The organism is Pseudomonas wadenswilerensis (assembly GCF_024749185.1).
GTDB classification, from domain to species: Bacteria; Pseudomonadota; Gammaproteobacteria; order Pseudomonadales; family Pseudomonadaceae; genus Aquipseudomonas; species Aquipseudomonas wadenswilerensis.
In genome coordinates, this window is sequence record NZ_CP087191.1 from 2,314,036 (window position 1) to 2,335,152 (window position 21,117).

Sequence of the window (21,117 nt, forward strand, 5' to 3'; positions counted from 1 at the left end):
CCCATGTCTTATGTAGATGGTTTCGTTCTCGCAGTCCCCACCGCCAACCGCGACGCTTTCAAGCAACACGCCGAAGAGGCCGCCGTGGTGTTCAAGGAATGCGGCGCCCTGAAGGTCGTCGAGTGCTGGGGCGATGATGTGCCGGACGGCAAGATCACCTCGTTCCCCATGGCCGTGAAGCTCAAGGATGACGAGACGGTGGTGTTCTCCTGGATCCTCTGGCCGTCGCGCGAGGTGCGCGATGCCGGGATGCAGAAGATGATGGAAGACCCGCGCTTGCAGCCGGACCAGAATCCGATGCCGTTTGATGGCATGCGGCTGATTTTTGGCGGGTTCAGGATTCTGGTGGAAGCTTGAGGTTTTTGGGCTGCGTTGCAGCCCATCGCCGGCAAGGCCGGCTCCCACAGGGAACTGTGAACGCTGACCCTGTGGGAGCTGGCTTGCCAGCGATGCAAGGCAAAGCCATGCTGCTTTTGATTACACCCTGAACCGCGCCACCAGCGCCGTCAGCTGCCCGGCCAGCCCCGCCAACGCCTGGCTGGCCTCGCGGGTTTCCCGGGCCCCGGCCGCCGAGCGAGTCGACAGTTCGCGAATGTTCAGCAGATTACGATCCACCTCCCGCGCCACCTGCGCCTGCTCCTCCGCAGCGCTGGCAATTACCAGGTTGCGCTCGTTGATCTCGCCGATCGCGCTGTAGATCCCCTCCAGCACCTGCCCCGACGCCTGGGTAATGCCCAGGGTCGACTGCGCCCGCTGGGTGCTGGCGTGCATCGATGCCACCGCCGCCTCAGTGCCATGCTGCACGCGGCCGATCATCTGCTCGATTTCCTGGGTCGATTGCTGGGTGCGGTAGGCGAGGGTGCGTACCTCGTCGGCGACCACGGCAAAGCCACGCCCGGCTTCACCGGCACGGGCCGCTTCGATGGCGGCATTGAGCGCCAGCAGGTTGGTCTGTTCCGACACCGAGCGGATCACTTCCAGCACCTGGCCGATGTCGCGAATCTGCCCGGCCAGTTGTTCCAGGTGCTCGCTGCTGGTCTGCACTTCACGGGCCATGGCCTGGGTACCGTCGAGGTTGTCGCTGACCTGGCGGCGGCTCTGTTCGGCCAGTTCGTTGGAGGCGCTGGCCGCTTGCGAGGTGGACACCGCATTGCGCGCCACTTCTTCCACGGCGGTGGTCATTTCGGTGACGGCGGTGGCGGCCTGTTCCAGCTCCTGGTCTTGCTGGCGCAAGCTGTGGGAACTCTGTTCGGTAATGCCGTTGAGCGCCCCGGCGGCCTCGGCCAGTTGCGTCGCGCAGCCGGTGATTTGCCCCAGGGTGTCGCGCTGGCTGTGCTGCATGCGCTGCAGTTCGCTGAACAGCTGGCCGATCTCGTTGCTGCTGTGCACCGCTACCGGCACGCTCAAGTCGCCGCCGGCGATGCGCTGGAAGTGCTGACCGGCGTCACGCAGCGGGCGCAGCACGCGCTGGGCGATAAAGCTCCAGCAAAGGGCGGCCAGCAGCAAGGTCAGCAGCCCCAGCGCCACGCTCAGCAGCTGGGCACTGCTCAGGCGCCGGTCAGATTCGAGCATGATCTGCTGGCTGCGCTCGTTCAGCGCCGCCACCAGTTTTTGCCGCAGCGCCTGCAGGCGGCCCATGGCGTTGCCTGCGTCGGTGTTGACCCTGAAGTAGTGCTGCAAGTCGTTGTGCCGGGTGGCTTCACGTTGCCCGGCCACGGCCTTGGCGTAGTCGGCGAAGGTGCTTTGCAGCTCCACGGCGAGTGCTTTGAATGTCGGCTCCTGGGCATTGCTGACCAGCGCATTGATCAGCTGCGCGCTATTGCCCAGCAGTTCTTCCGAGAGCTTCAGGCGTTTGTTGGCGCTCTCGCTGTGGCCACCGGTCTGTTCGATAAAGCCCGAGGAGACGTTGGCGCTGGCGCGGATCGCCATCAGCAGCGCGTTGTTCAGGCGGTCCGACTGGTGCGCGGTCTGGTCCAGCTCGGTGATCTGCTGGTCGCTGCCCACCGCCGCGCGCCAGGCGCTGACGGTGGAGAACAGCAAGGTCAGGCTGAACAGCGACAGCACCCAGAACATACCGGTGCGGATTTTCAGGTCGGCGAACATGCGGGCAGTACTCCTCGAGTTGTTATCAGCGCCACTCTTTGCCGCTGGAGCGGCGGTGGGTGGTCTGCTATCGGAGTAATGGCAGGCGGACTTGAGGGGGCAGGGGCGGCTTGTGTTCGATTACCGAACGGTGATTTCGTCGGCGGCGGCTTATCGGCCAGCGCAGATAATTCGCTACATCAGCGCAATTGCTTATGAACAATGGGTACTGGCTGTGTGCCACCCCTGGGCTAGCGTTAGGGCTTCGGCGGCATGTCGTCGCCGAAGGCTGGAAGTTGAACGACTTTCTGCTCTCCCTCATTCAACAAGGATGTCGTCATGGCTATTAGTATCGCGATCAATGCTGGGCAATCTTCATCCGCGTCAACCGTCATTGCCACGGGCACGGTCCAGAACGTTATCACCGACACCGAGCGAACCTTGTTCAACATCCAGGATGGGTCGTTGAAAGCGGCGGTGTCTGCCTATTTTGGCCGCTCGCCCAATGACGCTTACGTTTGCAGCCCCACGCCCTGGGGTGATCTGTACCAGACCTACAACTGGCCGCAGGTACAAGCCACGCTGTCGGTGGTGAGCGCAAGGATTGTCTCGGAAACCTCGAACCCGATTGCCCTCAATACCAATACCTTCACCAACCACTCCTCGGTGCCGGCGGAGTTCAACTGCGGGGTCACCCAGGAGGTGACGGTCACCGCGGAAAGCAACTGGTCGAGCTCGTCGGAAGTCGGCATCAGCCAGACGATTTCCTACGGGATCTCGTTCCTCGGCGCCGGCGCCCAGGGCGAAACCGCCTTGAGTTTCACCCAGACCTGGGAGCAGGGCGGTTCGCAAAGTGAGTCGGTAACCCTGGGTTCGAGCGCCGGAGTGACCCTGACCTTGCAACCCGGGCAGACCGTAGAGGCGATACTGTCGGCCAGCAAGGGGGTACTGACGGTAGAAGTTGAGTATCAAATAACCCTGGCGGGGGTAACGGCGGTCAATTACAACCCGACGTATCAGGGGCATCACTTCTGGGCACTGGATATCAACAACGTCATGAGTGCCGGCAAACTGTCGAATGTCATCACCAGCAAAGAAACCATCGTGATCGACTACTTCACCAATACCACGATCACCGTGCAGGACCCTGAAAGCCAGGATGTCATCCGCACCCTCGTCACCTCGGCCAGGCCGGGCATCAGTTCATAACGCAAGCAAGGGGTGCAGGCAGTGCGCTGCACCCCTTTCAACACGTTCAGCGCCCTTCATGCTGACGCCGATACGCCCCCGGCTGCACCCCGACGGCCTTGCTGAAGGCGCGGGTGAAGGCAGCAATCGACTGATACCCCACCGCCGCGCACACCTGCTCGACGGTGTTGTTGGCCTTGAGCAACTGGCAGGCATGGCGCATGCGCAGGGCCAGCAGCACCTGCCCGGGTGATTGCCCGGCAAGCTCACTGAAACGCTTGAAGAACGCCGAACGCGACAGCCCCGTGCAGGCCGCCATGCTCTCCAGCGACCAGGGCTGGTCTGGATGTTCGATCAACTGCTCGAGCAGGCTGGCAAAGTTGGCGTGGCGCGCCAGCGCGACCAGGCCGCTGATGCCCTGATCGTCACTGACCCGCTGGCGCAGTACATACAAGAACAGCAGATGGCTCAGGCGTTCGAGCAAGGCCGAGGAGGGCGCGGGCAGGCGTTGGCATTCGGCCAGGATCAGCTCGAACAACGCCCGCGCCGCACTCAGCGCCGGGTCGCCGGCACGCAGGATGATCCAGTCGTCGAGGCCTTCGATGATCAGCGACGACAGGCCCGGCTGAAAATGAAAGAACCCGCACACCAGGCCCACGCCGTCGGTGGCGTCACTGTCCAGCGGCTGCATGGCCTGGCGCGGCTGCTGTTGCGCCAGCTCGCAATCCGCGACATTGGACAGCCGATAGTTGAAGTCGCGCAGCAGGAACACCGCATCGCCGGCTTGCAGGCAAATGGCCTCGGCCTGGCCGTCGATATGCAGCCAGCAATGACCCTGGACGATCAGGTGGAAACTGGCCCGCGCCAGGCCGTGGGTGCTGGCGTGCCAGCCGCCGCAATAGCGCCCGACATGGAACAGGCTGGCGTCTAGCTCAAGGCTTTCTAATAACCAATCGACTACGGGGCTGGACGAAATCATCTAATGAAAAGACTCAGGAGCAAGTAATAGCGACTGCAGAATATGGCAGGTAATTCTTATAACCAACAGACTTGTCGCACACCCCCAGTCTGCAGGAGTCCACTCCAATGTCGCGCGTCACTGTCCATACACTGCAAAGCGCCCCTGAGGCCGCCCGTCCTTACCTGGAGAACGCCCAGAAGGCCTCGGGCTTCATCCCCAACCTGCTCGGCGTGCTGGCCAACGCCCCGGCGGCGCTGGAAACCTACGTCACTGTGTCGGCACTCAACGGCAAGGCCGAGCTGAGCCTGGCCGAGCGTGAAGTGGTGCAACTGGTGGCCGCCACCCACCACGGCTGCGACTTCTGCGTGGCCGGCCACACCGCCGTGGCGCTGAACAAGGCCAAACTGGGGCAAGAGGTGGTCGATGCCCTGCGCGCCAAGGGCGAGTTGCCGCAAGACAAGCTTGAAGCGCTGGCGGCGTTTACCCGCGAAGTGATCGCCACCCGCGGCAATGTCAGTGAGGCGGGTTATGGCGCGTTCCGCGAAGCGGGCTACAGCGAAGGCAATGCCCTGGAGGTGATCCTCGGCGTCAGCCTGGCAACCCTGTGCAACTTTGCTAATGTGTTCGCCCAGACGCCGCTCAATGACGAGCTGAGCAAGTACCGCTGGCAGCCTTCGGCATAACGAACCCTCGGCGCCAGCGCAGGCTGGCGCATTTTTAAAGGAGTAAACGCTATGCTCGATCCCGCATTGGTCGCGTGGCTGGATGCCCAGGCCGAAGCCCTCGACCAGGGCCACGGCGACCCGCAGGCGGTGCTGGGGCAACTGGCAGCGGCGCAGGTGCTGCGCGTCGGTATCGACGAAGCCCTGGGCGGTAGCGGCGGCACGGTCGCCGACGCGGTAGAGACGGTCGCCAACGTTGCCAGCCATTCCCTGGCGGCGGCCTTCGTGTTCTGGGGCCAGCGCGCTTTTATCGAATACCTGCTGCACAGCCCCAACGGCGGGCTGCGCGAGCGTCTGTTACCCGACCTGCTCAGCGGCCAGCTGGCGGGTGCCACCGGGCTGTCCAACGCCATGAAGTACCTCTCGGGTATCGAAGCGCTGCAGGTCAAGGGCCTGCGTGACGATCGGGGCTGGACCCTGGCCGGGCGCCTGCACTGGGTGACCAACCTGCGCAAGGGCGGTTTCGTGGTGGCGGCGGCGATTGAAGAGGAGGGCGCCTCGCCATTCGTTCTGGCCATTCCGGACAACGCTGCCGGGCTGACCCGCTCCGACGACCTACAACTGCTGGGCCTGCAATCGAGCAACACCGCCGCCTTGGGTTTCGAGCAGGTGCCGATCAGCCGCGACTGGCTGCTGCACGAGAACGCCAAGCAGTTTCTGCCGGCGGTGCGCCCGTCATTCCTGGGCCTGCAATGCGGCATGTCGATTGGTCTGGCGCGGCGCTCGCTGAGCGAAGTGGAAGGGCACCTGCAGGGCATGCGCCCGTTCCTTGGCGAGGCGCTGCAAGTGTTGCACGAGCGCTTGGAAAACACCGTGGGCGAGTTGAAAAAGGGCCTGCTCGATGGTCGTTTCCTGGCCCAGCCCGCGGCCCTGTTCAAGCTGCGCATCACCTTGGCCGAAACCGCTGCCGACGCGGTGCAGCTCGAGTTGCAGGCCAGCGGCGGCAAGGCTTATCTCACCGCTTACGGCGCCGGTTTCGCCCGCCGCTGGCGCGAGTCGGCCTTTGTGCCGATCGTTACCCCGAGCCTGGTGCAACTGCGCGCCGAGCTGCAACGCCAGGCGCCGTCAGCATGACCGAGGTGTTACTCGAAGCCCGTGGCATCAGCCTTGGCTACCCGCGTGAACAAGGCTGGCAAAGCGTGCTGGAAAACTTCGACCTGCAACTGGCGCCGGGTGAGGTGATCACCATCCTCGGCCCCAGTGGCGTCGGCAAGTCCAGCCTGTTACGGGTGCTGGCCGGCTTGCAGCAGGCCCGCGCGGGCAGCGTCAGCTTGCTCGGCGAGCCGCTGCAGGGCCCGCACCCGCGCCTGGCGGTGGCCTTCCAGGACCCCAGCCTGCTGCCCTGGCTGAGCCTGGAAAGCAACGTCGCCTTCGGTCTGGATTTCGCCCGCCAGCCCACGCTTGCCGCCAGCGAACGGCGTGCACGCATCGACCACGCCATCGAGGCGGTCGGCCTGCAGCACGCTCGCGAGCAGTACCCGGCGCAGCTTTCCGGCGGCATGGCCCAGCGTACTGCGCTGGCTCGCTGCCTGGCGCGCCAGCCACAAGTGCTGTTGCTCGATGAACCCTTCGGCGCCCTGGATGAAGTGACCCGCGCCGACATGCAGCAACTGCTGCTGCAACTGATTGCCCGGCACAACACCGCGGCCGTCCTGATTACTCACGATATCGACGAAGCCCTGCTGTTGTCTGATCGCGTGCTGCTACTGGGCAACCACCCGGCGCGCACCCTTGGTCAATGGCACATCGACCTGCCGCAACCACGCGAGCAGCGGGTCGAGGAACTGGGCGCGCTGCGCATCGACATACTCAAAACCCTTCGGCGGGCCAGCCGCACACCCGAACCTTCTTCTGAACCTATGCCGCTGCCGTCGGAGACTGCCCATGTGCCTGGACGACTTCACCCACACTCGTCGTGACTTCATCAAACTCAGCGCCTTGCTCACCGCCGGCGGCGCCATGCCGCTGCTCAGCAGCCTGCAGGCCCGGGCGGCCAGCGACCCGGATGCGCCGGTGCGCATCGGCTACCTGCCGATCACCGACGCCACGCCGCTGCTGGTGGCGCACAACAATGGCCTGTTCGAGGCTGAAGGGGTAAAGGCCGAGCGGCCGGTGCTGTTGCGCAGTTGGGCGCAGGTGATCGAGGCGTTCATCTCCGGGCAGGTCAACGTCATTCACCTGCTGTCGCCGATGACCGTATGGGCGCGCTACGCCAGCAAGGTGCCGGCCAAGGTGGTGGCCTGGAACCACGTCGGCGGCTCGGGCCTGACCGTGGCCCCGGGGATTACCGAAGTCACGCAATTGGGCGGGCAGACCGTGGCCATTCCGTTCTGGTACTCGATCCATAACGTGGTGGTGCAGCAGCTGTTCCGCGACCACGGCCTGACCCCGGTGTCCAAAGCCGCCACTGCCCAGCTGGCGGCCAACGAGGTCAACCTGGTGGTGCTGCCGCCGTCGGACATGCCGCCGGCGCTCGCCAGCAAGCGCATTGCCGGCTACATCGTTGCCGAGCCGTTCAACGCCTTGGCCGAAGACCTCAAGGTTGGCCGCGTGCAGCGCTTTACCGGCGACATCTGGCGCAACCATGCCTGCTGCGTGGTGTTCATGCACGAACATGACCTGAACAACCGCCCCGAGTGGTCGCAGAAGGTGGTCAATGCGATCGTCAAGGCCCAGCTATGGACCCGCGACCACCGTGCCGAAGCCGCCGCACTGCTGTCCAGGAGCGGGCCGAACAAGTACACCCCGCACACCCCGCAGGTGCTTAGCCAGGTGCTGGCGCCGACAGCAGCGGCCCGTGACGCCTACATCGCCAGCGGTGCGATCCAGCATGCGCAGTGGGACGAGAAACGCATCGACTTCCAGCCGTATCCATTCCCCAGCTACACCGAAGAACTGGTGCGCCGCCTGCAGAACACCCTGATCGAAGGCGACAAGGGCTTCCTCGCCGGCCTCGACCCGCAACAAACCGCCCGCGACCTGGTCGACGACCGCTTCGTCCGCAACAGCATCGCCGCCGTCGGCGGGCTCAAGGCCTTCGGCTTGCCCGAGAGCTTCGAGCGTAGCGAGGAGTTCGCGATCTGATGGGCAAGCATGCAATCCATGGCGCCCTGGGCGTTGCCGGCCTGTTCGGCTTGATATTGCTCTGGTGGCTGGGCGTGCACCTGTTTGGCGAGGCCGATGGCCTGTCGGCGCGTTTTTCACCGCAGGCGACGCTCGGCAGCCTGATCGAGCTGCTGGGCCAGGCCGAGGTGTACGAGCACATCTGGGTCAGCCTCAAGCGCATCCTTATCGGTTTGGTGCTGGCCTTGCTGATCGGCGTGCCATTGGGCTTGCTGGTGGGCAGTTATCGCCACCTTGAAGCGGCAACCACCCCGGCGTTCCAGTTTTTGCGGATGATCTCGCCGCTGTCGTGGATGCCGGTGGTGGTGATGCTGATGGGGGTAGGCGATCAGCCGATCTACTTCCTCCTGGCCTTTGCCGCGCTGTGGCCGATCCTGCTCAACACCGCAGCGGGGGTGCGTCAGCTCGACCCGCGCTGGTTGCAACTGAGCCGCAGCCTGAGTGCGACGCGCTGGGAGACCCTGTGCAAGGTGATCATCCCCGGCGTGCTTGGCCATGTGCTGACCGGCGTGCGCCTGGCCATTGGCATCTTGTGGATCGTGCTGGTGCCGTGCGAGATGCTTGGGGTGAGTGCCGGGCTGGGCTACTTCATCCTCGATACCCGTGATCGGCTGGCGTATTCGGAGCTGATGGCGATGGTGCTGCTGATCGGGGTGCTGGGCTTTATGCTCGATGCGTTGGCGCGGGGGCTGCATCGGCGTTGGGTGCATGCCTGACCGAGGAGGCAGGAGCGGGCTTGCCCCGCGATGCGGACGGCGCAATTTTGAAAGCTCAGGTGCAGCACCGAACTCAGTTGGATAGACTTCCCGACCGGTTCAACTTCACGGTCGATGGATCACCACATGACAGCACCAGCAAACCCACGGCGTAGCGGCAAAGGCCATGATGCGGCGATCAGCCTGCAACAGGATGACGATCTGCAGCGCTGGTCGATTGCCCGCTCGGTGCTGCGCTCGATCGAATCGGCGCCGGACAACTGGTCCACGCGTATCGGCCTGTATGGCAAGTGGGGTTCCGGCAAGACCAGCGTGCTGAATTTCATTGAAGAGCAGGCGCGCATTCGCAATGAAAGCAAGCCGGACGGTATCACCTGGGTGGTCGTACGCTTTTCAGCGTGGGATGCCGAAGGCCGTGACGGGGTGATCCAGCGGTTCTATCAGGCGTTGCTGGAGCAACTTGAAAAAGGTGCTTGGGCGGGCAAGTCATTCAAGGATCTGGGGCGTGGAATCGCCAGGCTACTGGGCAATGTTGCCGAGATTGGCAAGTCAGTTGCACAAGTTATGGACCCTATTACCGGGACGATGGTTAGCAAAGGCACCCAGATTGCCGAGCAAACGGGCCAGCTACTGAGTTCAAAGCTGGCCTTCAATCGCAAAGAGCTCGAAGCGCTATGTGCTGACCTCCAGCGCACACGCATCGTGGTGTTCATCGATGACCTTGACCGCGCCGACCCGACCGCGATTCCCAAGGCAATGCTGGCGTTGCGCGAATTGCTCGACTGGCCGAGCTTCGCCTTCGTCCTGGCCTTTGACCTGGATGTTGTAAGTAAAGCACTGAGCCTGTACTCGGCCGCCTATGGTGAGAATGGGCAACGCTTTCTCGAGAAGATCATCGATATTTCCATCACCCTGCCGGAGCCTACACCAGAGCAGGCCAAGCGCTTGGCGTGGCGAGCATTTCGCGAATGTTGCCCCTTTATTCCCGAGGCAGCGTTCACGCGAATGGCTCAGTGGTTTCCTGCCAACCCTCGTCTGGTCAAAGCGATCACCCGTGACCTGGGGCAACTGAAAACCGTTGCGCGTCGCCACGGCGATGACGAGCTCGCGTGGGATGCAATCATTTTGCAGACCATCATCAGGCATGAAGCCCCGAAAACCCTCGAACGTCTGGAGCCGTCCTTGCTGGGCCTGGGTGGGCGGTCGTTGCGCGGCGAAACCGATGAAGAGCGAGAGGCGTTTGAGCGTGAAGCCATTCAACTGACGCTGGGAGCAACAGTACCTGATCTTGCGCCAGCTTTTGTGCGGCTGAAAAACCAGTTTTCAGCCCTGCACGATCTGCGAAAATTTACTAATCCCGCACGTGCACGGTACGAGATGGGGCTACTGGCGCAGGAACCGGGTATCACCCTTCAGGAGCATCGGCGTTTCTTGAATGAGTGGGCCGCTGACTTCGACGACCAGCGAATCGATCTGCTTCTTGAAGAAGGGGTGGAGGCCGCTCAGGCTGAAGTGCCGGAGGTTGCCTTGAACCTGATCTGGTTGACGATCGATTCATACTGCCAGGGCATGCGTGAGCTGGCGTCTCAGATTGATCAGCGTGTCTATGACCAGCAACTGCAGTACCTTGGTGTTCAGCTCAAACTGCTTGAACACGTCTGGGGGGAGACGCCGCACCCAGCGCTCCATGATGTCTCTGGCCATTACGGTTTGTGCTGCAGTTTGATCGACGGGTTGTTGTCCCTGCGCGAGCGTGATGAAGGTCAGCCAAGGCAAGCGCAGTACCAGCGCGAAATCGCACTGGTGACGGCAGCGGCAACCACGTGCAGTGATCGTGTACGGCTATACGATTGGGCGATGGAAAAGTTGCTCGCAGGTGGCATCGCGTACCTGTATGACTCGCATAAAAGGACACGACTCGAAGGTGTCGCCAACCTGCTCAAGGATGATGCGGTATCGGATTTGTTGACGGTGTTCGAGGCCCCAATGGGCGTCGAACGGTTGTTCAAAGACCCTTCGCCAGCGGCCATTCAACGACAGTGGCGCTTGTTCAATGCCAGGTCACCCTTTTACCAGGAGGCTGGTCAGGCCAAGCTGATCGCATGGCTGGAAAGCACTGCCAATGACAGGCAGGCCGAAGGCGTCGCCGCTGGTAACATGCTTGATTATCTTGTGGGATTGGCGGTTCACAACCATACCGGCGCTGAGGGTGGAGGCCATGACGTGCAAAGGTTGCAGGCGCTGATTCCTGTTGCCTGGGACGCGGCGATGAAGCGTAGCGAGTACCACCGCTTCCCCAAACAGTTGCTCGATAAATGGGACAGTCTAGTCAATGCGGGCATCGACAAGAGCTGGATTCCACTGCCGCCAAATCTGGCAGAACTGGACAGGCAACGAAGCAACTGAGTTATGCCCGTTACCTGTAGAAAGCGCTCACGGCAGCAATGAAAACGGAGCAGCAGCACAGTACTGCTCCCAGTGCCTGCTCCCATCCGGCCAACGCCAAGCCCGCGCCAATCAACCCGTAATATAACAACCCAAACAACGCTCCCGCCGTCCCCCGGCAATCCCCGTACTCAACCAGCGCCGAGCCCAGCACCAACGGAATCGCCATGGCAAAGGCGCCGAGCATAAAGGCCATGGCCACGGCGATCAGCCAATGTTCGCCCAGCAGCAGTATCGCTAGCGCTGCCAGCAGGTTCACTGCGCACGCCAGATTGAGCAGCGTTGCCTGGCTGACACCACGCGCCAGCAATAGCGCATTGAGGCGCGCGCCAAGCAGCGAGCCCAGCGCCAGCAACACGCCGCTGTAGCCAAACAGACTTTGCAGCTGCAAACGCTGGAAAATGAACGGCGCCAAGCTGTACCAACTGAACACGCCGATGTTGAACAACGCCACCAGCAGCGTCGCCAGCAACACCCGACGATCACCGAGCATGCGCCGCAAGGTGCCGATCAAACTGGCGCGATGGGGTACCTGTGGGCGGGTTTCCGGCATGGTTCGCCAGCTCCATAACAGCAACGCCAGCGCCAGCAGCAACTGCGCGGCCAGCACGCCACGGTAACCCAAAGCCTCGGTCAGCAGCGATCCACCGAGCACGCCAATCGCCGGGCTGATCGCCAGGAAAACGCCGATCAGGGAAAACACCCGCGCCAGTTCCGCACCGCTATGCACGTCCCGCAGCGCGGTTTGCGTCACCACCGAACCGACCGCAGCGGCAAAGGCGGCAACCATGCGCGCGGCGAGCAGGCCGCTGAAGCTTGTGACCAGCAAGGCTGCCAGCGATGCCAGGCCGTACAGCAGCAAGCCGGCAAGCAATGTCGGGCGGCGGCCCCAGAGGTCGCACAGCCGACCCCAGACCAGCACGCCAATGGCAAAGGCGGCGAAGTACAGCGACAGGGTTTGCGCCGCCTGCGCAGGCGTTACCCCGAAGCCCTGGCCGATATCCACCAGGGCGGGACTGTAGAGGGTTTCGGCGATCTGCGGGAACATCAGCAGGGCCGTGGCCAGGGTCAGCCAGGTGCGGTGGGTCATAAGTAGCGCCCGGTGAGAAAAAGGGCGCTCATGGTAGACGGCAGGCGATGGGTGTATTGTCGCGGTCTGGTCTAAAAATAGTGAATATCGGACAACCTGCATGGCCTGGCTGGAACCCACCGCCACTTTCGACCCGGACCGCTTCGGCGCGCCCATCGTCGGCATCTGCTCGGCCCTGGGCGAACACGATTCTGGCGTCCATCAGCACCGCATGGGGCAGGTGCTGTTCACCCGCCAGGGCTGCGTGCGCATCGACGCCCAGGCGCCGGATCTGCTCTGTCTGCTGCCGCCGACCCGCGCGGCATGGATTCCCGCCGGCATAGCCCATCGGGCGCGGATGCGGGCGACCGTCGATTATCGCTCGGTGTACCTGGACCCCCGGCACTGGCCGCATTTGCCTGCTGAAGTGGTGATCCTTGACGTCAATCCGCTGTTGCGCGAACTGCTCGAGCGCATGGCCGAGGCACCGTTCGCAACCGACTGGAGCCAAGGCGCCGCCGCGCATCTGGCCGGCCTGTGCATCGCCGAACTGCAGGCCGCCGGGCAGCAGCCGATGCGTTTGCCGCTGCCCCGGGATCGACGCCTGGCCAGCCTGGTAGAGGGGCTTGAGCAGTTGCCGCCGCCGCTGCACGAACTGGCTCGCACGGTCGGCGCCAGTGAGAAAACCATCGGCCGTTTGATCCGCCGTGACACTGGTATGTCATATCAGCAATGGCGTCAGCAGTGGCGGCTGGTACGTGCGGTAGAGCAGTTGGCGATCCATCAACCGCTGTCCCAGGTGGCGCTGGAACTGGGCTTTGCCAGCGACAGTGCCTTCATTGCTTTCTTCAAAAGCATGACCGGCAGTACGCCTCGGGTTTATTGCCGCTGAGGCAACTGTTGCGCAATAAATTCGCTGCGCTGTAGCGCTTGTCCCGGCTGGAGATCCGTTACTGTCGTCACTCGGAGCTTAGCCAGGAGGGTGTGCGATGCTCGATATGCAAACGCTGGTCATCTTTGCTGGCGCGGTAACCCTGTTGCTGCTGTCGCCCGGGCCGAACATGGCTTTTGTCATCAGCCATGGGCTGTCCATGGGTTGGCGTGGCGGGCTGGCGGCGGCGCTGGGTATCAGCCTGGCTGACCTGTTGCTGACTGTGCTGACGGCTACCGGTGTCACCGCACTGATCGCCGCCTGGCCGCCGTCGTTCGACATCATCCGCTACAGCGGCGCGGTCTACCTGTTATGGATGGCCTTCAAGCTGTTGCAGCCGCGCACGGTGGGCATGGGCGAGGGGTCGCGTGAGACATCGCTGGCGGCGGTGTTGGTTGCAGCGACCTTGAACAGCCTGCTCAACCCCAAGGCGCTACTGTTTTTTATCGTGTTCTTGCCGCAGTTCGTGGTGCCGGCCAAAGGCGCAGTGGCCCAGCAATTGTTGCTGCTGGGGCTGGTACTGAGCGTGATTGCCCTGGTGTTTCATGTGGTGCTGGGGGCGTGTGGCGGGGTGCTTAGCCGTTGGTTCAGTGGCAAGGGGCGCCTGGCCAGGTTGCAGCCGCGCTTGCTGGCCAGTGTGCTGGCGTTGCTGGCGCTGCGGTTGATGTTGATGCAGCGCCCGGCGTGAATGCCCGGCTCCCACATGTGGGAGCTGGCCTTGCCGGCGATGGGCTGCAGAGCAGCCCTAGATTCAATCCTGCAGGTCGTCCTCGCTCATCCACTCAAGCGCATCCGCCAGCGCCACCTCGGCCACCCATTCACTGAAGCTGCGGGTCACTTGTTCATAGCTCAACCGCGAGCGTAGCTCGAGTTTGTCGGCAAACGACAAATGCACGGTGATGACCTTGTCTTCAATCACCCCGTCGCGCACCACGAAGAAGGCAAAGTCCTCCCGATCCTGGCGGCGGGCGAACAGGTAAACCTCGAAGTCCGCCCCGGTTTCCTTGGCAAAGGCCCTGGCGGCGAAGGCGTTCCTGGTCAGGTCAGGCGCTTGTTGCAGCGACGCCTGGGTATCGCAGAAATACCACGGCTCCCAGTCGGTCAGGCCTTTGTGAATGAACCAGCGGTAGGCAAGCGGGTAGGGCATTGGCTTAGTCCGTTAATGAGTGCAGGCGCGCCGGTACTCGCCCGGCGTTACGCCATAGGCTTGCTTGAACTGCCGGTTCAGATGGCTCTGGTCAGAAAAACCCAGGGCGAAGGCGACGTTGAACGGCAGGCAGTCGTTTTTCAGCAGTTCACGGGCGCGGCTCAGGCGCCGTTGCTTGAGCCAGGCATGGGGCGGCAAGCCGGTGGCCTGGCGGAACACCCGGGCAAAGTGGAAGGGCGAGAGATTCACCGCTGTGGCGAGTTCTTCCAGCGATGGCGGATAGGCCAGGCGGTTGTCCATCAGTTCCTTGGCCCGGGCCACGGCGCACGGTTCGTTGCCGGGCGTGCGCGCCTCGCCCGCGCGGGCATGGCGCTGCACCAGCAGCAACACCGCCTCGCGCCAGGCGGTTTGTTGTTCCAGGGCGCTGGCGCCGTGCTCGGCCGAGCAGTGCAGCCAGCTGAAGGCCTTGGCCAGTTGCGGGTCGTGCAGCACGCTGGCGTCAAAGCGCGGCAGGCCGTCGCGCTTGAGTTCCAGTTCGTCGAGCACGCCGGTGATGCGTTCGCTGTCGGGGTAAAAGCCGCGATAGCGCCAGCCGTCTTCGCTGGCCTTGGCGCCGGTGTGCAGCTCGTCGGGGTTGATCAGGACCATGCTGCCGACCGGCGCTAGGTGTTCGCTGCCGCGGTGCCAGAAGCGCTGGGCGCCGGACTCGATGATGGTGATCACGTAGCCTTCGTGCACATGGGGGGCGAAGCGCTGCTGAAAATAACGCGCATGCAGCATCTCGGTGTCACCGAGCGCCGAGGCTTGCCAGAAACGGGTCTGTTCCTTGTGTGCAGGGTTCATGGGCTGCCGTTCAACCACCAACGAAAGACAAAAAAGAAGGCCATGCTCAGCAGCATGCTGATCAAGGTGCTGCGGGTCAACAGCACCAGCACTACGGCCACCAGCGAACCGATCAGGTACGGGTTGCTCAGGCTCAGGTCGAGCTGGTGGCCGGGCAGAAAGACGATAGGCCCGCAGATCGCGGTAAGCATGCCCGGTACGGCGAAGCCGAGGAACTGCCGGGCATTGGAGCTCAGGCGCAGGGGCAAGCGCGGTTCCAGAAAGGCATAGCGGTTGAGGAACACCAGCAGGCCCATGCCGATAATCAGGGCGAAGATCATGAGCGTGCTCCACTGAATTTCTGACAGATGAAACCTGCGCTCATGCCCAGCAGGCCGGCGGCCACCAGGCCGATGTCCCAATGCCAGGCACTGAACAGCACCGAGCAGAACAACGACACCGCCACGCACACCACGGTGGGCAGGTTGCGCACCAACGGCGCGATCAGGGCGACGAAGGTGGCGACAATCGAGAAGTCCAGGCCCAGTTGGTCGAGGTGCGGAATGTTCTGCCCCAGGATGATCCCGGCCAGGGTGAACAGGTTCCAGGCAATGTAGAACGTCAGGCCCACCCCCAGGGCGTACCAGCGATTGAACTGCTGTTTGTCGTACTGGCTGGTGAGGGCGAAAAACTCGTCAGTGAGCAAGAAGCCCAGGCCCAGCCGCCAGCGGGTCGGCAGGCCCGACAGCACCGGGCGCATCGACAGCCCGTACAGCAGGTGCTGGGACGTCAGCAGCAGGGTGGTGAGGAGGATCGAAAACAGGTTGGCGCCGCCCTTGAGCATGCCGATCGCCACCAGTTGCGCCGCGCCGGCAAAGACGATGGCCGACAGGCCCTGGCCTTCCCAGGGCGTGAGGTTGGCTTCGATGGCCATGGAGCCGGCCAGCAACCCCCAGGGGGCAACGGCAAGGGACAACGGCAGGATGGCGATGGCGCCACGGATAAAGGCCTGGCGGGCGAACGGCGGACTGGGCATGGACGGCAGCAACAACCAATGAACACGGTTGTACAGCATGCCAGAGCCGGGCGCCGCTGACTTGAACGATCTTGCTGTCAGCGGCGGCGCAGTGCGCTCAGCTCAGTAGTGGTTGCTGGCCAGGCGCCGCTGCGCCGCGATGCAGCCATTGATGTCCACTGCTTTTTGCCAGTAAGCCTTGCTTTGCGCCGGGTCGGCGCTGGCCAGCAGGCGGTAGACCTCGGCCTGGTAGTCGCGCTGACGGCCCCACTGCATCGCCAGGCCTTGCGGTTGCTCGCGATGGCACAGCAGGCGCACGGCCGGTTGCGGGTAGTAGGGAGCGTAGAGGCTAGCCAGGTTCGGCACGCTTTCCAGCGCAGTGCGGTATTCGCTACGGCTGTAGTTCGGGCACCAGTTTTCGATGCCCAGCGCCGCCGGGGCGAAGCCCTGGCCCATGCTCGCTTCGAGCAGCGGGCAGGCGGCAGCCGGGATCTGCGCTGCCGGCAGGTAGGTGATGTAGTAGAGGGCCAGGCGGTACTGGGCGGCCGGGTGGTCAAGCTCCACGGCTTTTTTCAGCAGGCTCACCGCAGGCGCCAGGGTGCGGCCCAGGGCCTGGCCTTGCTGGGCGAGGTCCTGGTCGGTGGTGCTGGTCTTGAGGGTGAAACTGGTGTTCTGGTTGTCGGCCTGTTCCAGCAAGGTCAGGGCCTGGCGGTACAACAGGTCGGCATGCGGGTCGATCCGTACGCCGGCGGCCAGCGCCGAAGTTGGCAGCACGACGGCGAGCAGGCCGTGCAAAAGGGACGAGCGGATCAAGGAAGTGCCTCTGGAATTCGGGGCCGGGCGGGTATGCATGGTGGTTTCGAGACGACTGCGCTGTTCAGGGTTCAATCCGACTGTCCATAGTGTGGCTTGAGGCTGGCCTGGAGGTATAGCGCGTCATTCTAACCGCTCTCGGCCTACACCCGAAAGCGTAGCCCGTCAGGGCAACAGTTGCCGGAGGTTGTAGGCCAGCCCGGCGACGGCAATGGCCAACAGCACCACGGCACTGATTGCGCTGATCAAGCGTCGGTTGAGACGCTCGGCCAGGCGGCCGATGACCAGGATGTACAAGCCCAGAATGCCCAGGTCGAGCACCAGCCAGACCAGCCCCAACACCATCAGGCTTTGGCTGAACTGCTCGGTAACCTGGATGAACTGCGGGAAGAAAGCGACGAAAAACAGAATGTCCTTGGGGTTCGACAGGCCGATGGCAAAACCTTGCCACAGCCCGCCCTGGCGGACGGGGGCCTGCTGTATGGCGAGCGCGGGCTGGCGCAGTTCAGCCAGTGCGCCGAGGCCCAGGTAGCCGATGAACAGGCAACCGAACATGCTCAGGGCGCTTAGCAACAGTGGGTTGACGGCTGCGCTGCTGAAGATCAGCGCAGCGGCCAGGGCAATCAGCACCAGCGAAGCACCGTTGGTCCCCAGGGCGGTCAGCAGTGCCTGTTTGCGTCCGGCGCGGGCGGTGGTGTTGACCACCAGCGCCACCACCGGGCCGGGGCTGGCGATCAAGAGCAAAACAGTCAGGGCGTAGGTGGCAAGCAGGGCACTGTTCACGGGCATTTCTCGATGGTTTTTACCGGGAGCGGCATTCTCTGCAGGCGCGGTTCGGTTGTAAAACGCCTGTTACTGTGGCTTTCTATTAGTTTTACTCATGCTTGAGGCGGCCATGACCGAACGCATTCCCGCATTGCAGGCGCTCAGGGCGTTCGAGGTGGCCGCACGCTATGGCTCCTTCACCCGCGCGGCCGAAGAACTGGCCCTGACCCAGGGCGCCATCAGCCATCACATCAAAACCCTCGAAGGCTTGTTCGACTGCGCATTGTTCGAGCGCCGCGGGCCGAAAGTGGCGCTCACCGAGCCGGGCCGGCTGCTGGCCCAGGAGCTCAAGGTCGGCTTCAAGATCATCGAGAATGCCTGCGGGTTGCTCAGGCAGGACCGTCAGCACCTGCGCCTCAAGGCGCCTTCGACCCTGACCGTGCGCTGGCTGCTCAAGCACTTGGCGACGTTCAAGCAAGGCGAAGAACACAGCAAGGTGCAATTGAGCAGTGTGTGGATGGACATCGACACGGTGGACTTCTACAGCGAGCCTTACGATTGCGCGATCCTGCTGGGCGACGGCCATTTTGCCGCGGACATCGCCAGCCTCAAGCTGTTTGACGAATGGCTGGTGCCGGTGTGCCAGCCCGGTTACCCGGCAGACCTGGCCCACTGCGAACTGCTGCACCCGTCGCCCGATCGGCGTGACTGGCGGCGCTGGTTGAATCGGACAGGCGGCGCTGCAATCAGCCTGGACCGCGGCCAGCTGTTCGACACCCTGGATCAAGGCATCGCTGCCGCCCAGCAAGGCCTGGGTGTGGCCGTGGTCGACCTGCTGCTGGCCAGCGGCGAGCTCGACGCCGGCCGCCTGGTCACGCCCTTTGCGCAGGCGGTGGCCACCGGCGAGGGCTATTACCTGACCTGGCTGCAGGCTAGCCCCAAGGCGCGCCAGACGCAGAAGCTCGGCGAATTCCTGCAGCAGCAGGTGCCGCGACTTCCCGCTCAGGGGCTTGATTATTTGTATGACTAATACTGCGGCGCGCCGGCATCCAGCTGCAGTCGCGTGCTCATGAAGTCGATGAACACCCGCAGCCGTGGCGGTATTTGCCGCCCCGAGGGCCACAGCAGGTAGAAGCTGCCGCGCCGCTCCATGTAGTCATCGAGCACGGTCACCAGGTCACCGCGTTGCAACTGCTGGCGTACGGTGAAATCCGGAGTGCAGGTGATGCCGCGATCGCGGGTGGCAAAGCAGATGCGCGTGTCGACGTGGTTGCAGACCATCGACACCGGGATGTCGTATTCGCGCCCGGCGGGCTCCTGGCGCAACGGCCATTGCTCGAGCTTGCCGGTGCTGGGGAAACGGTAGTGCAGGCAGGTGTGCCGGGCCAGTTCATCGGGATGAACGGGGGTGCCATTGCGCGCCAGGTACGCCGGTGAGGCGACCAGTACATGGTGGAAATGGCCCAGAAAGCGCGCGCTCAAGCGCGAGTCGCTGGGGGTACCGCCGCGCATCACCACGTCGAAACCTTCGCCGATGATATCGACCAGGCGATCGTCGAAATCCAGGTCCAGTTCGATGGCCGGGTACTGCGCCATGAACTCGCTCAAGGCCGGCATCACCAGTGCGGTGACTTGCGGCAGGCTGATGCGCAAACGCCCACGCGGCACCTCGCTGGCCTGGGACAGTTCAAGTTCGGTGGCTTCGATCTCGGCGAGGATGCGCCGGCTGCGTTCCAGGAACAGGCTGCCCTCGGCGGTCAGGGTGATGCTGCGTGTGCTGCGGTGAAACAGGCGCACGCCCAGGCGGCTCTCCAGGCGCGCCACGCGCTTGCCGATGGCCGAAGCGCTGACCCCCAGCGATTGCGCGGCGCCGACGAAGCTGCCGGTTTCTGCCACCCGCACGAACACCACGAAACCGCTGAGGCTATCCATCTGCTTTCCCTGATTGCGGACATCAATGTCCGTTATGAGCGGAATTGTACCCGTCTTTTTCCGCAGTGACCGCAGGCTTAAGGTTCGCCCATCTTTCCTACAGGAGTTTCACCATGACCCCGATGAGTTGCACGGCGGACGGGCCAGCCGCACTCGAACAGCCCTTGCCGGTCAGCGGCCTGCTGGCCCTGGCCATGACCGGCTTTATCGCCATCCTCAGCGAAACCCTGCCGGCCGGCCTGCTCGGGCAGATCTCCAGCGGCATGCAGGTCAGCGAGGCCATGGCCGGGCAGATGGTCAGCGTGTATGCCCTGGGCTCGCTGTTGACCGCCATCCCGTTGGTGACCCTGACCCAGGGCTGGCGTCGGCGGCCGGTGCTGTTGCTGGCGATTGTCGGTTTCCTGCTGTTCAACACCGTGACGGCGCTATCGAGTTCGTACTGGCTGACGCTGGTCGCACGCTTCATGACCGGCGTCGCCGCCGGCCTGGCCTGGGGCGTGATCGCCGGGCATGCACGGCGCATGGTCAGCCCCGAGCAGCAGGGCCGGGCCATGGCAGTGGCGATGATCGGCGCGCCGGTGGCGTTGTCGTTGGGGGTGCCAGCCGGCACCTGGTTGGGCGAACTGGTGGGGTGGCGCATGACCTTTGCCCTGGTGTCGGGGGCGACCCTGGTGCTGGTGGCCTGGGTGCTGTGCAAGGTGCCGGACTTCGACGGTCACGCCCCGGGTCAGCGTCCCGGCATCGCTCAAGTTTTGCGTACCCCGGGAGTGCTGGCGGTGTTGCTGGTGATCCTCACCTGGGTGCTGGCGCATAACGTGCTGTACACCTACATCGTGCCGTTCCTGGCTTCGGCGGGGCTGGCAGCCAGCACTGGCATGGTCCTGCTGACCTTCGGTATCGCCGCCCTGGCGGGTATCGGCGTGGTCGGTGCGTTGATCGACAAGCACCTGCGCAACATGGTTTTGCTCAGCCTGTGCGGATTTGCCGTGGTGGCGCTGGTGCTGGGTTTTGTCAGCCAGTCGGCGCCGCTGGTGTACGTCAGTGTCGCGCTCTGGGGCCTGACCTACGGCGGCGCGCCGACCCTGCTGCAGACCGCCAGCGCCGATGCCGCCGGGGAGGGCGCCGATGTCGCCCAGTCGATGATCGTCACCGTGTGGAACTCGGCGATTGCCGCAGGCGGTCTGCTCGGTGGCGTGCTGCTCAGCCAGTGGGGCGTGGGCAGTTTCCACTGGGTGTTGCTGGGGCTGATCGCCTTGGCCTTGCTGATTGCCGGTCGCGCCCATGGCCACGGCTTTGCCCCCGGTGCACGGGTAGCGCGCTAAGTTCGGCAGCCAGCGGCCCAGGCAGGTAGAATCGCCGCATACACAGGTGTTTTCGAGGTTGCAG

22 protein-coding genes are annotated in these 21,117 nt (G+C 63.7%); 12 read left to right on the forward strand and 10 right to left on the reverse strand.

Annotation, left to right across the window (positions count from 1 at the left end; all coding sequences use genetic code 11):
- Positions 1 to 3: 3 nt before the first annotated feature.
- Complete coding sequence (locus LOY45_RS10800) at positions 4 to 357, forward strand: DUF1428 domain-containing protein (RefSeq protein WP_115087311.1); 354 nt, start codon at positions 4 to 6, stop codon at positions 355 to 357.
- Positions 358 to 477: 120 nt separating this feature from the next.
- On the opposite strand, the gene LOY45_RS10805 is transcribed toward LOY45_RS10800, so the two are convergent.
- Entirely contained in the window at positions 478 to 2,103 is a 1,626-nt protein-coding gene (locus tag LOY45_RS10805; RefSeq protein WP_115087310.1) for a methyl-accepting chemotaxis protein, read from the reverse strand.
- A 318-nt stretch (positions 2,104 to 2,421) separates the two neighbouring features.
- On the opposite strand from LOY45_RS10805, the gene LOY45_RS10810 reads away from it, so the two are divergent.
- Complete coding sequence (locus LOY45_RS10810; RefSeq protein ID WP_134062291.1) at positions 2,422 to 3,291, forward strand: follicular epithelium yolk protein subunit; 870 nt, start codon at positions 2,422 to 2,424, stop codon at positions 3,289 to 3,291.
- A 46-nt stretch (positions 3,292 to 3,337) separates the two neighbouring features.
- On the opposite strand, the gene LOY45_RS10815 is transcribed toward LOY45_RS10810, so the two are convergent.
- Positions 3,338 to 4,249, reverse strand: coding sequence for an AraC family transcriptional regulator (locus LOY45_RS10815; protein ID WP_115087305.1), 912 nt, complete (start codon positions 4,247 to 4,249; stop codon positions 3,338 to 3,340).
- 107 nt (positions 4,250 to 4,356) lie between these two features.
- Here LOY45_RS10815 and LOY45_RS10820 point away from each other — a divergent pair, with 107 nt between their 5' ends.
- From LOY45_RS10820 to LOY45_RS10845, 6 genes are all read left to right on the forward strand, one after another.
- Positions 4,357 to 4,914: a carboxymuconolactone decarboxylase family protein gene (locus tag LOY45_RS10820; RefSeq protein ID WP_134062293.1), complete on the forward strand. Its 558-nt coding sequence runs from the start codon at positions 4,357 to 4,359 to the stop codon at positions 4,912 to 4,914.
- Between the two features lie 51 nt (positions 4,915 to 4,965).
- Positions 4,966 to 6,027 (forward strand): acyl-CoA dehydrogenase family protein, encoded by a 1,062-nt coding sequence (locus tag LOY45_RS10825; RefSeq protein ID WP_134062295.1) that lies wholly within the window; start codon positions 4,966 to 4,968, stop codon positions 6,025 to 6,027.
- Positions 6,024 to 6,872 (forward strand): ABC transporter ATP-binding protein, encoded by an 849-nt coding sequence (locus LOY45_RS10830; protein WP_115087299.1) that lies wholly within the window; start codon positions 6,024 to 6,026, stop codon positions 6,870 to 6,872. Before LOY45_RS10825 ends, LOY45_RS10830 begins: the two co-directional genes overlap by 4 nt.
- The gene (locus LOY45_RS10835; protein WP_134062297.1) at positions 6,838 to 8,037 is read left to right on the forward strand and encodes an ABC transporter substrate-binding protein; all 1,200 of its coding nucleotides are present in this window, start codon (positions 6,838 to 6,840) and stop codon (positions 8,035 to 8,037) included. Before LOY45_RS10830 ends, LOY45_RS10835 begins: the two co-directional genes overlap by 35 nt.
- Entirely contained in the window at positions 8,037 to 8,792 is a 756-nt protein-coding gene (locus tag LOY45_RS10840; RefSeq protein ID WP_258579115.1) for an ABC transporter permease, read from the forward strand. The genes LOY45_RS10835 and LOY45_RS10840 overlap by 1 nt, the downstream gene beginning before the upstream one ends.
- A 126-nt stretch (positions 8,793 to 8,918) precedes the next feature.
- Positions 8,919 to 11,198, forward strand: a complete 2,280-nt coding sequence (locus LOY45_RS10845) for a KAP family P-loop NTPase fold protein (protein WP_258579116.1) — start codon at positions 8,919 to 8,921, stop codon at positions 11,196 to 11,198.
- A 10-nt stretch (positions 11,199 to 11,208) separates the two neighbouring features.
- Here LOY45_RS10845 and LOY45_RS10850 read toward each other — a convergent pair whose 3' ends face one another.
- A complete protein-coding gene (locus tag LOY45_RS10850) occupies positions 11,209 to 12,327 on the reverse strand; it encodes an MFS transporter (protein WP_258579117.1) in 1,119 nt (372 codons plus the stop codon).
- Positions 12,328 to 12,427: 100 nt separating this feature from the next.
- Here LOY45_RS10850 and LOY45_RS10855 point away from each other — a divergent pair, with 100 nt between their 5' ends.
- The gene (locus LOY45_RS10855) at positions 12,428 to 13,198 is read left to right on the forward strand and encodes an AraC family transcriptional regulator (protein ID WP_115087289.1); all 771 of its coding nucleotides are present in this window, start codon (positions 12,428 to 12,430) and stop codon (positions 13,196 to 13,198) included.
- Between the two features lie 97 nt (positions 13,199 to 13,295).
- Entirely contained in the window at positions 13,296 to 13,925 is a 630-nt protein-coding gene (locus LOY45_RS10860; protein ID WP_115087287.1) for a LysE family translocator, read from the forward strand.
- Positions 13,926 to 13,988: 63 nt separating this feature from the next.
- On the opposite strand, the gene LOY45_RS10865 is transcribed toward LOY45_RS10860, so the two are convergent.
- The 6 genes from LOY45_RS10865 to LOY45_RS10890 form a co-directional block, all read right to left on the reverse strand.
- The gene (locus tag LOY45_RS10865) at positions 13,989 to 14,384 is read right to left on the reverse strand and encodes a hypothetical protein (RefSeq protein WP_115087286.1); all 396 of its coding nucleotides are present in this window, start codon (positions 14,382 to 14,384) and stop codon (positions 13,989 to 13,991) included.
- 12 nt (positions 14,385 to 14,396) lie between these two features.
- On the reverse strand, positions 14,397 to 15,227 hold the full coding sequence (locus tag LOY45_RS10870) for an AraC family transcriptional regulator (protein ID WP_115087284.1): 831 nt from the start codon (positions 15,225 to 15,227) through the stop codon (positions 14,397 to 14,399).
- Positions 15,224 to 15,547 carry an AzlD domain-containing protein gene (locus LOY45_RS10875; RefSeq protein ID WP_038994745.1) on the reverse strand — a complete coding sequence of 108 codons (324 nt, stop codon included), beginning with the start codon at positions 15,545 to 15,547 and terminating at the stop codon, positions 15,224 to 15,226. The genes LOY45_RS10870 and LOY45_RS10875 overlap by 4 nt, the downstream gene beginning before the upstream one ends.
- Positions 15,544 to 16,242, reverse strand: coding sequence for an AzlC family ABC transporter permease (locus tag LOY45_RS10880; protein WP_115087663.1), 699 nt, complete (start codon positions 16,240 to 16,242; stop codon positions 15,544 to 15,546). The genes LOY45_RS10875 and LOY45_RS10880 overlap by 4 nt, the downstream gene beginning before the upstream one ends.
- 102 nt (positions 16,243 to 16,344) lie before the next feature.
- Positions 16,345 to 17,073 carry a sel1 repeat family protein gene (locus tag LOY45_RS10885; protein WP_233674725.1) on the reverse strand — a complete coding sequence of 243 codons (729 nt, stop codon included), beginning with the start codon at positions 17,071 to 17,073 and terminating at the stop codon, positions 16,345 to 16,347.
- A gap of 126 nt (positions 17,074 to 17,199) precedes the next feature.
- On the reverse strand, positions 17,200 to 17,817 hold the full coding sequence (locus LOY45_RS10890) for a LysE family translocator (protein WP_115087661.1): 618 nt from the start codon (positions 17,815 to 17,817) through the stop codon (positions 17,200 to 17,202).
- Between the two features lie 112 nt (positions 17,818 to 17,929).
- On the opposite strand from LOY45_RS10890, the gene LOY45_RS10895 reads away from it, so the two are divergent.
- On the forward strand, positions 17,930 to 18,829 hold the full coding sequence (locus tag LOY45_RS10895) for a LysR substrate-binding domain-containing protein (RefSeq protein ID WP_258579118.1): 900 nt from the start codon (positions 17,930 to 17,932) through the stop codon (positions 18,827 to 18,829).
- Here the strand turns inward: LOY45_RS10895 and LOY45_RS10900 are convergent.
- Positions 18,826 to 19,731: a LysR family transcriptional regulator gene (locus LOY45_RS10900; RefSeq protein ID WP_115087279.1), complete on the reverse strand. Its 906-nt coding sequence runs from the start codon at positions 19,729 to 19,731 to the stop codon at positions 18,826 to 18,828. The genes LOY45_RS10895 and LOY45_RS10900 overlap by 4 nt on opposite strands.
- 122 nt (positions 19,732 to 19,853) lie before the next feature.
- Here LOY45_RS10900 and LOY45_RS10905 point away from each other — a divergent pair, with 122 nt between their 5' ends.
- On the forward strand, positions 19,854 to 21,053 hold the full coding sequence (locus LOY45_RS10905; RefSeq protein WP_258579299.1) for an MFS transporter: 1,200 nt from the start codon (positions 19,854 to 19,856) through the stop codon (positions 21,051 to 21,053).
- Positions 21,054 to 21,117: the final 64 nt, after the last annotated feature.

Bases quoted from the DNA above. Each gene is read 5' to 3' on its own strand.
- LOY45_RS10895 (WP_258579118.1), top strand. From the start codon at position 17,930: ATGACCGAACGCATTCCCGCATTGCAGGCGCTCAGGGCGTTCGAGGTG.
- LOY45_RS10885 (WP_233674725.1), bottom strand. From the start codon at position 17,073: ATGCATACCCGCCCGGCCCCGAATTCCAGAGGCACTTCCTTGATCCGC.
- LOY45_RS10840 (WP_258579115.1), top strand. From the start codon at position 8,037: ATGGGCAAGCATGCAATCCATGGCGCCCTGGGCGTTGCCGGCCTGTTC.
- LOY45_RS10855 (WP_115087289.1), top strand. From the start codon at position 12,428: ATGGCCTGGCTGGAACCCACCGCCACTTTCGACCCGGACCGCTTCGGC.
- LOY45_RS10815 (WP_115087305.1), bottom strand. From the start codon at position 4,249: ATGATTTCGTCCAGCCCCGTAGTCGATTGGTTATTAGAAAGCCTTGAG.
- LOY45_RS10800 (WP_115087311.1), top strand. From the start codon at position 4: ATGTCTTATGTAGATGGTTTCGTTCTCGCAGTCCCCACCGCCAACCGC.
- LOY45_RS10865 (WP_115087286.1), bottom strand. From the start codon at position 14,384: ATGCCCTACCCGCTTGCCTACCGCTGGTTCATTCACAAAGGCCTGACC.
- LOY45_RS10860 (WP_115087287.1), top strand. From the start codon at position 13,296: ATGCTCGATATGCAAACGCTGGTCATCTTTGCTGGCGCGGTAACCCTG.
- LOY45_RS10850 (WP_258579117.1), bottom strand. From the start codon at position 12,327: ATGACCCACCGCACCTGGCTGACCCTGGCCACGGCCCTGCTGATGTTC.
- LOY45_RS10900 (WP_115087279.1), bottom strand. From the start codon at position 19,731: ATGGATAGCCTCAGCGGTTTCGTGGTGTTCGTGCGGGTGGCAGAAACC.
- LOY45_RS10830 (WP_115087299.1), top strand. From the start codon at position 6,024: ATGACCGAGGTGTTACTCGAAGCCCGTGGCATCAGCCTTGGCTACCCG.
- LOY45_RS10870 (WP_115087284.1), bottom strand. From the start codon at position 15,227: ATGAACCCTGCACACAAGGAACAGACCCGTTTCTGGCAAGCCTCGGCG.
- LOY45_RS10805 (WP_115087310.1), bottom strand. From the start codon at position 2,103: ATGTTCGCCGACCTGAAAATCCGCACCGGTATGTTCTGGGTGCTGTCG.
- LOY45_RS10835 (WP_134062297.1), top strand. From the start codon at position 6,838: ATGTGCCTGGACGACTTCACCCACACTCGTCGTGACTTCATCAAACTC.
- LOY45_RS10810 (WP_134062291.1), top strand. From the start codon at position 2,422: ATGGCTATTAGTATCGCGATCAATGCTGGGCAATCTTCATCCGCGTCA.
- LOY45_RS10845 (WP_258579116.1), top strand. From the start codon at position 8,919: ATGACAGCACCAGCAAACCCACGGCGTAGCGGCAAAGGCCATGATGCG.
- LOY45_RS10905 (WP_258579299.1), top strand. From the start codon at position 19,854: ATGAGTTGCACGGCGGACGGGCCAGCCGCACTCGAACAGCCCTTGCCG.
- LOY45_RS10820 (WP_134062293.1), top strand. From the start codon at position 4,357: ATGTCGCGCGTCACTGTCCATACACTGCAAAGCGCCCCTGAGGCCGCC.
- LOY45_RS10880 (WP_115087663.1), bottom strand. From the start codon at position 16,242: ATGCCCAGTCCGCCGTTCGCCCGCCAGGCCTTTATCCGTGGCGCCATC.
- LOY45_RS10825 (WP_134062295.1), top strand. From the start codon at position 4,966: ATGCTCGATCCCGCATTGGTCGCGTGGCTGGATGCCCAGGCCGAAGCC.
- LOY45_RS10875 (WP_038994745.1), bottom strand. From the start codon at position 15,547: ATGATCTTCGCCCTGATTATCGGCATGGGCCTGCTGGTGTTCCTCAAC.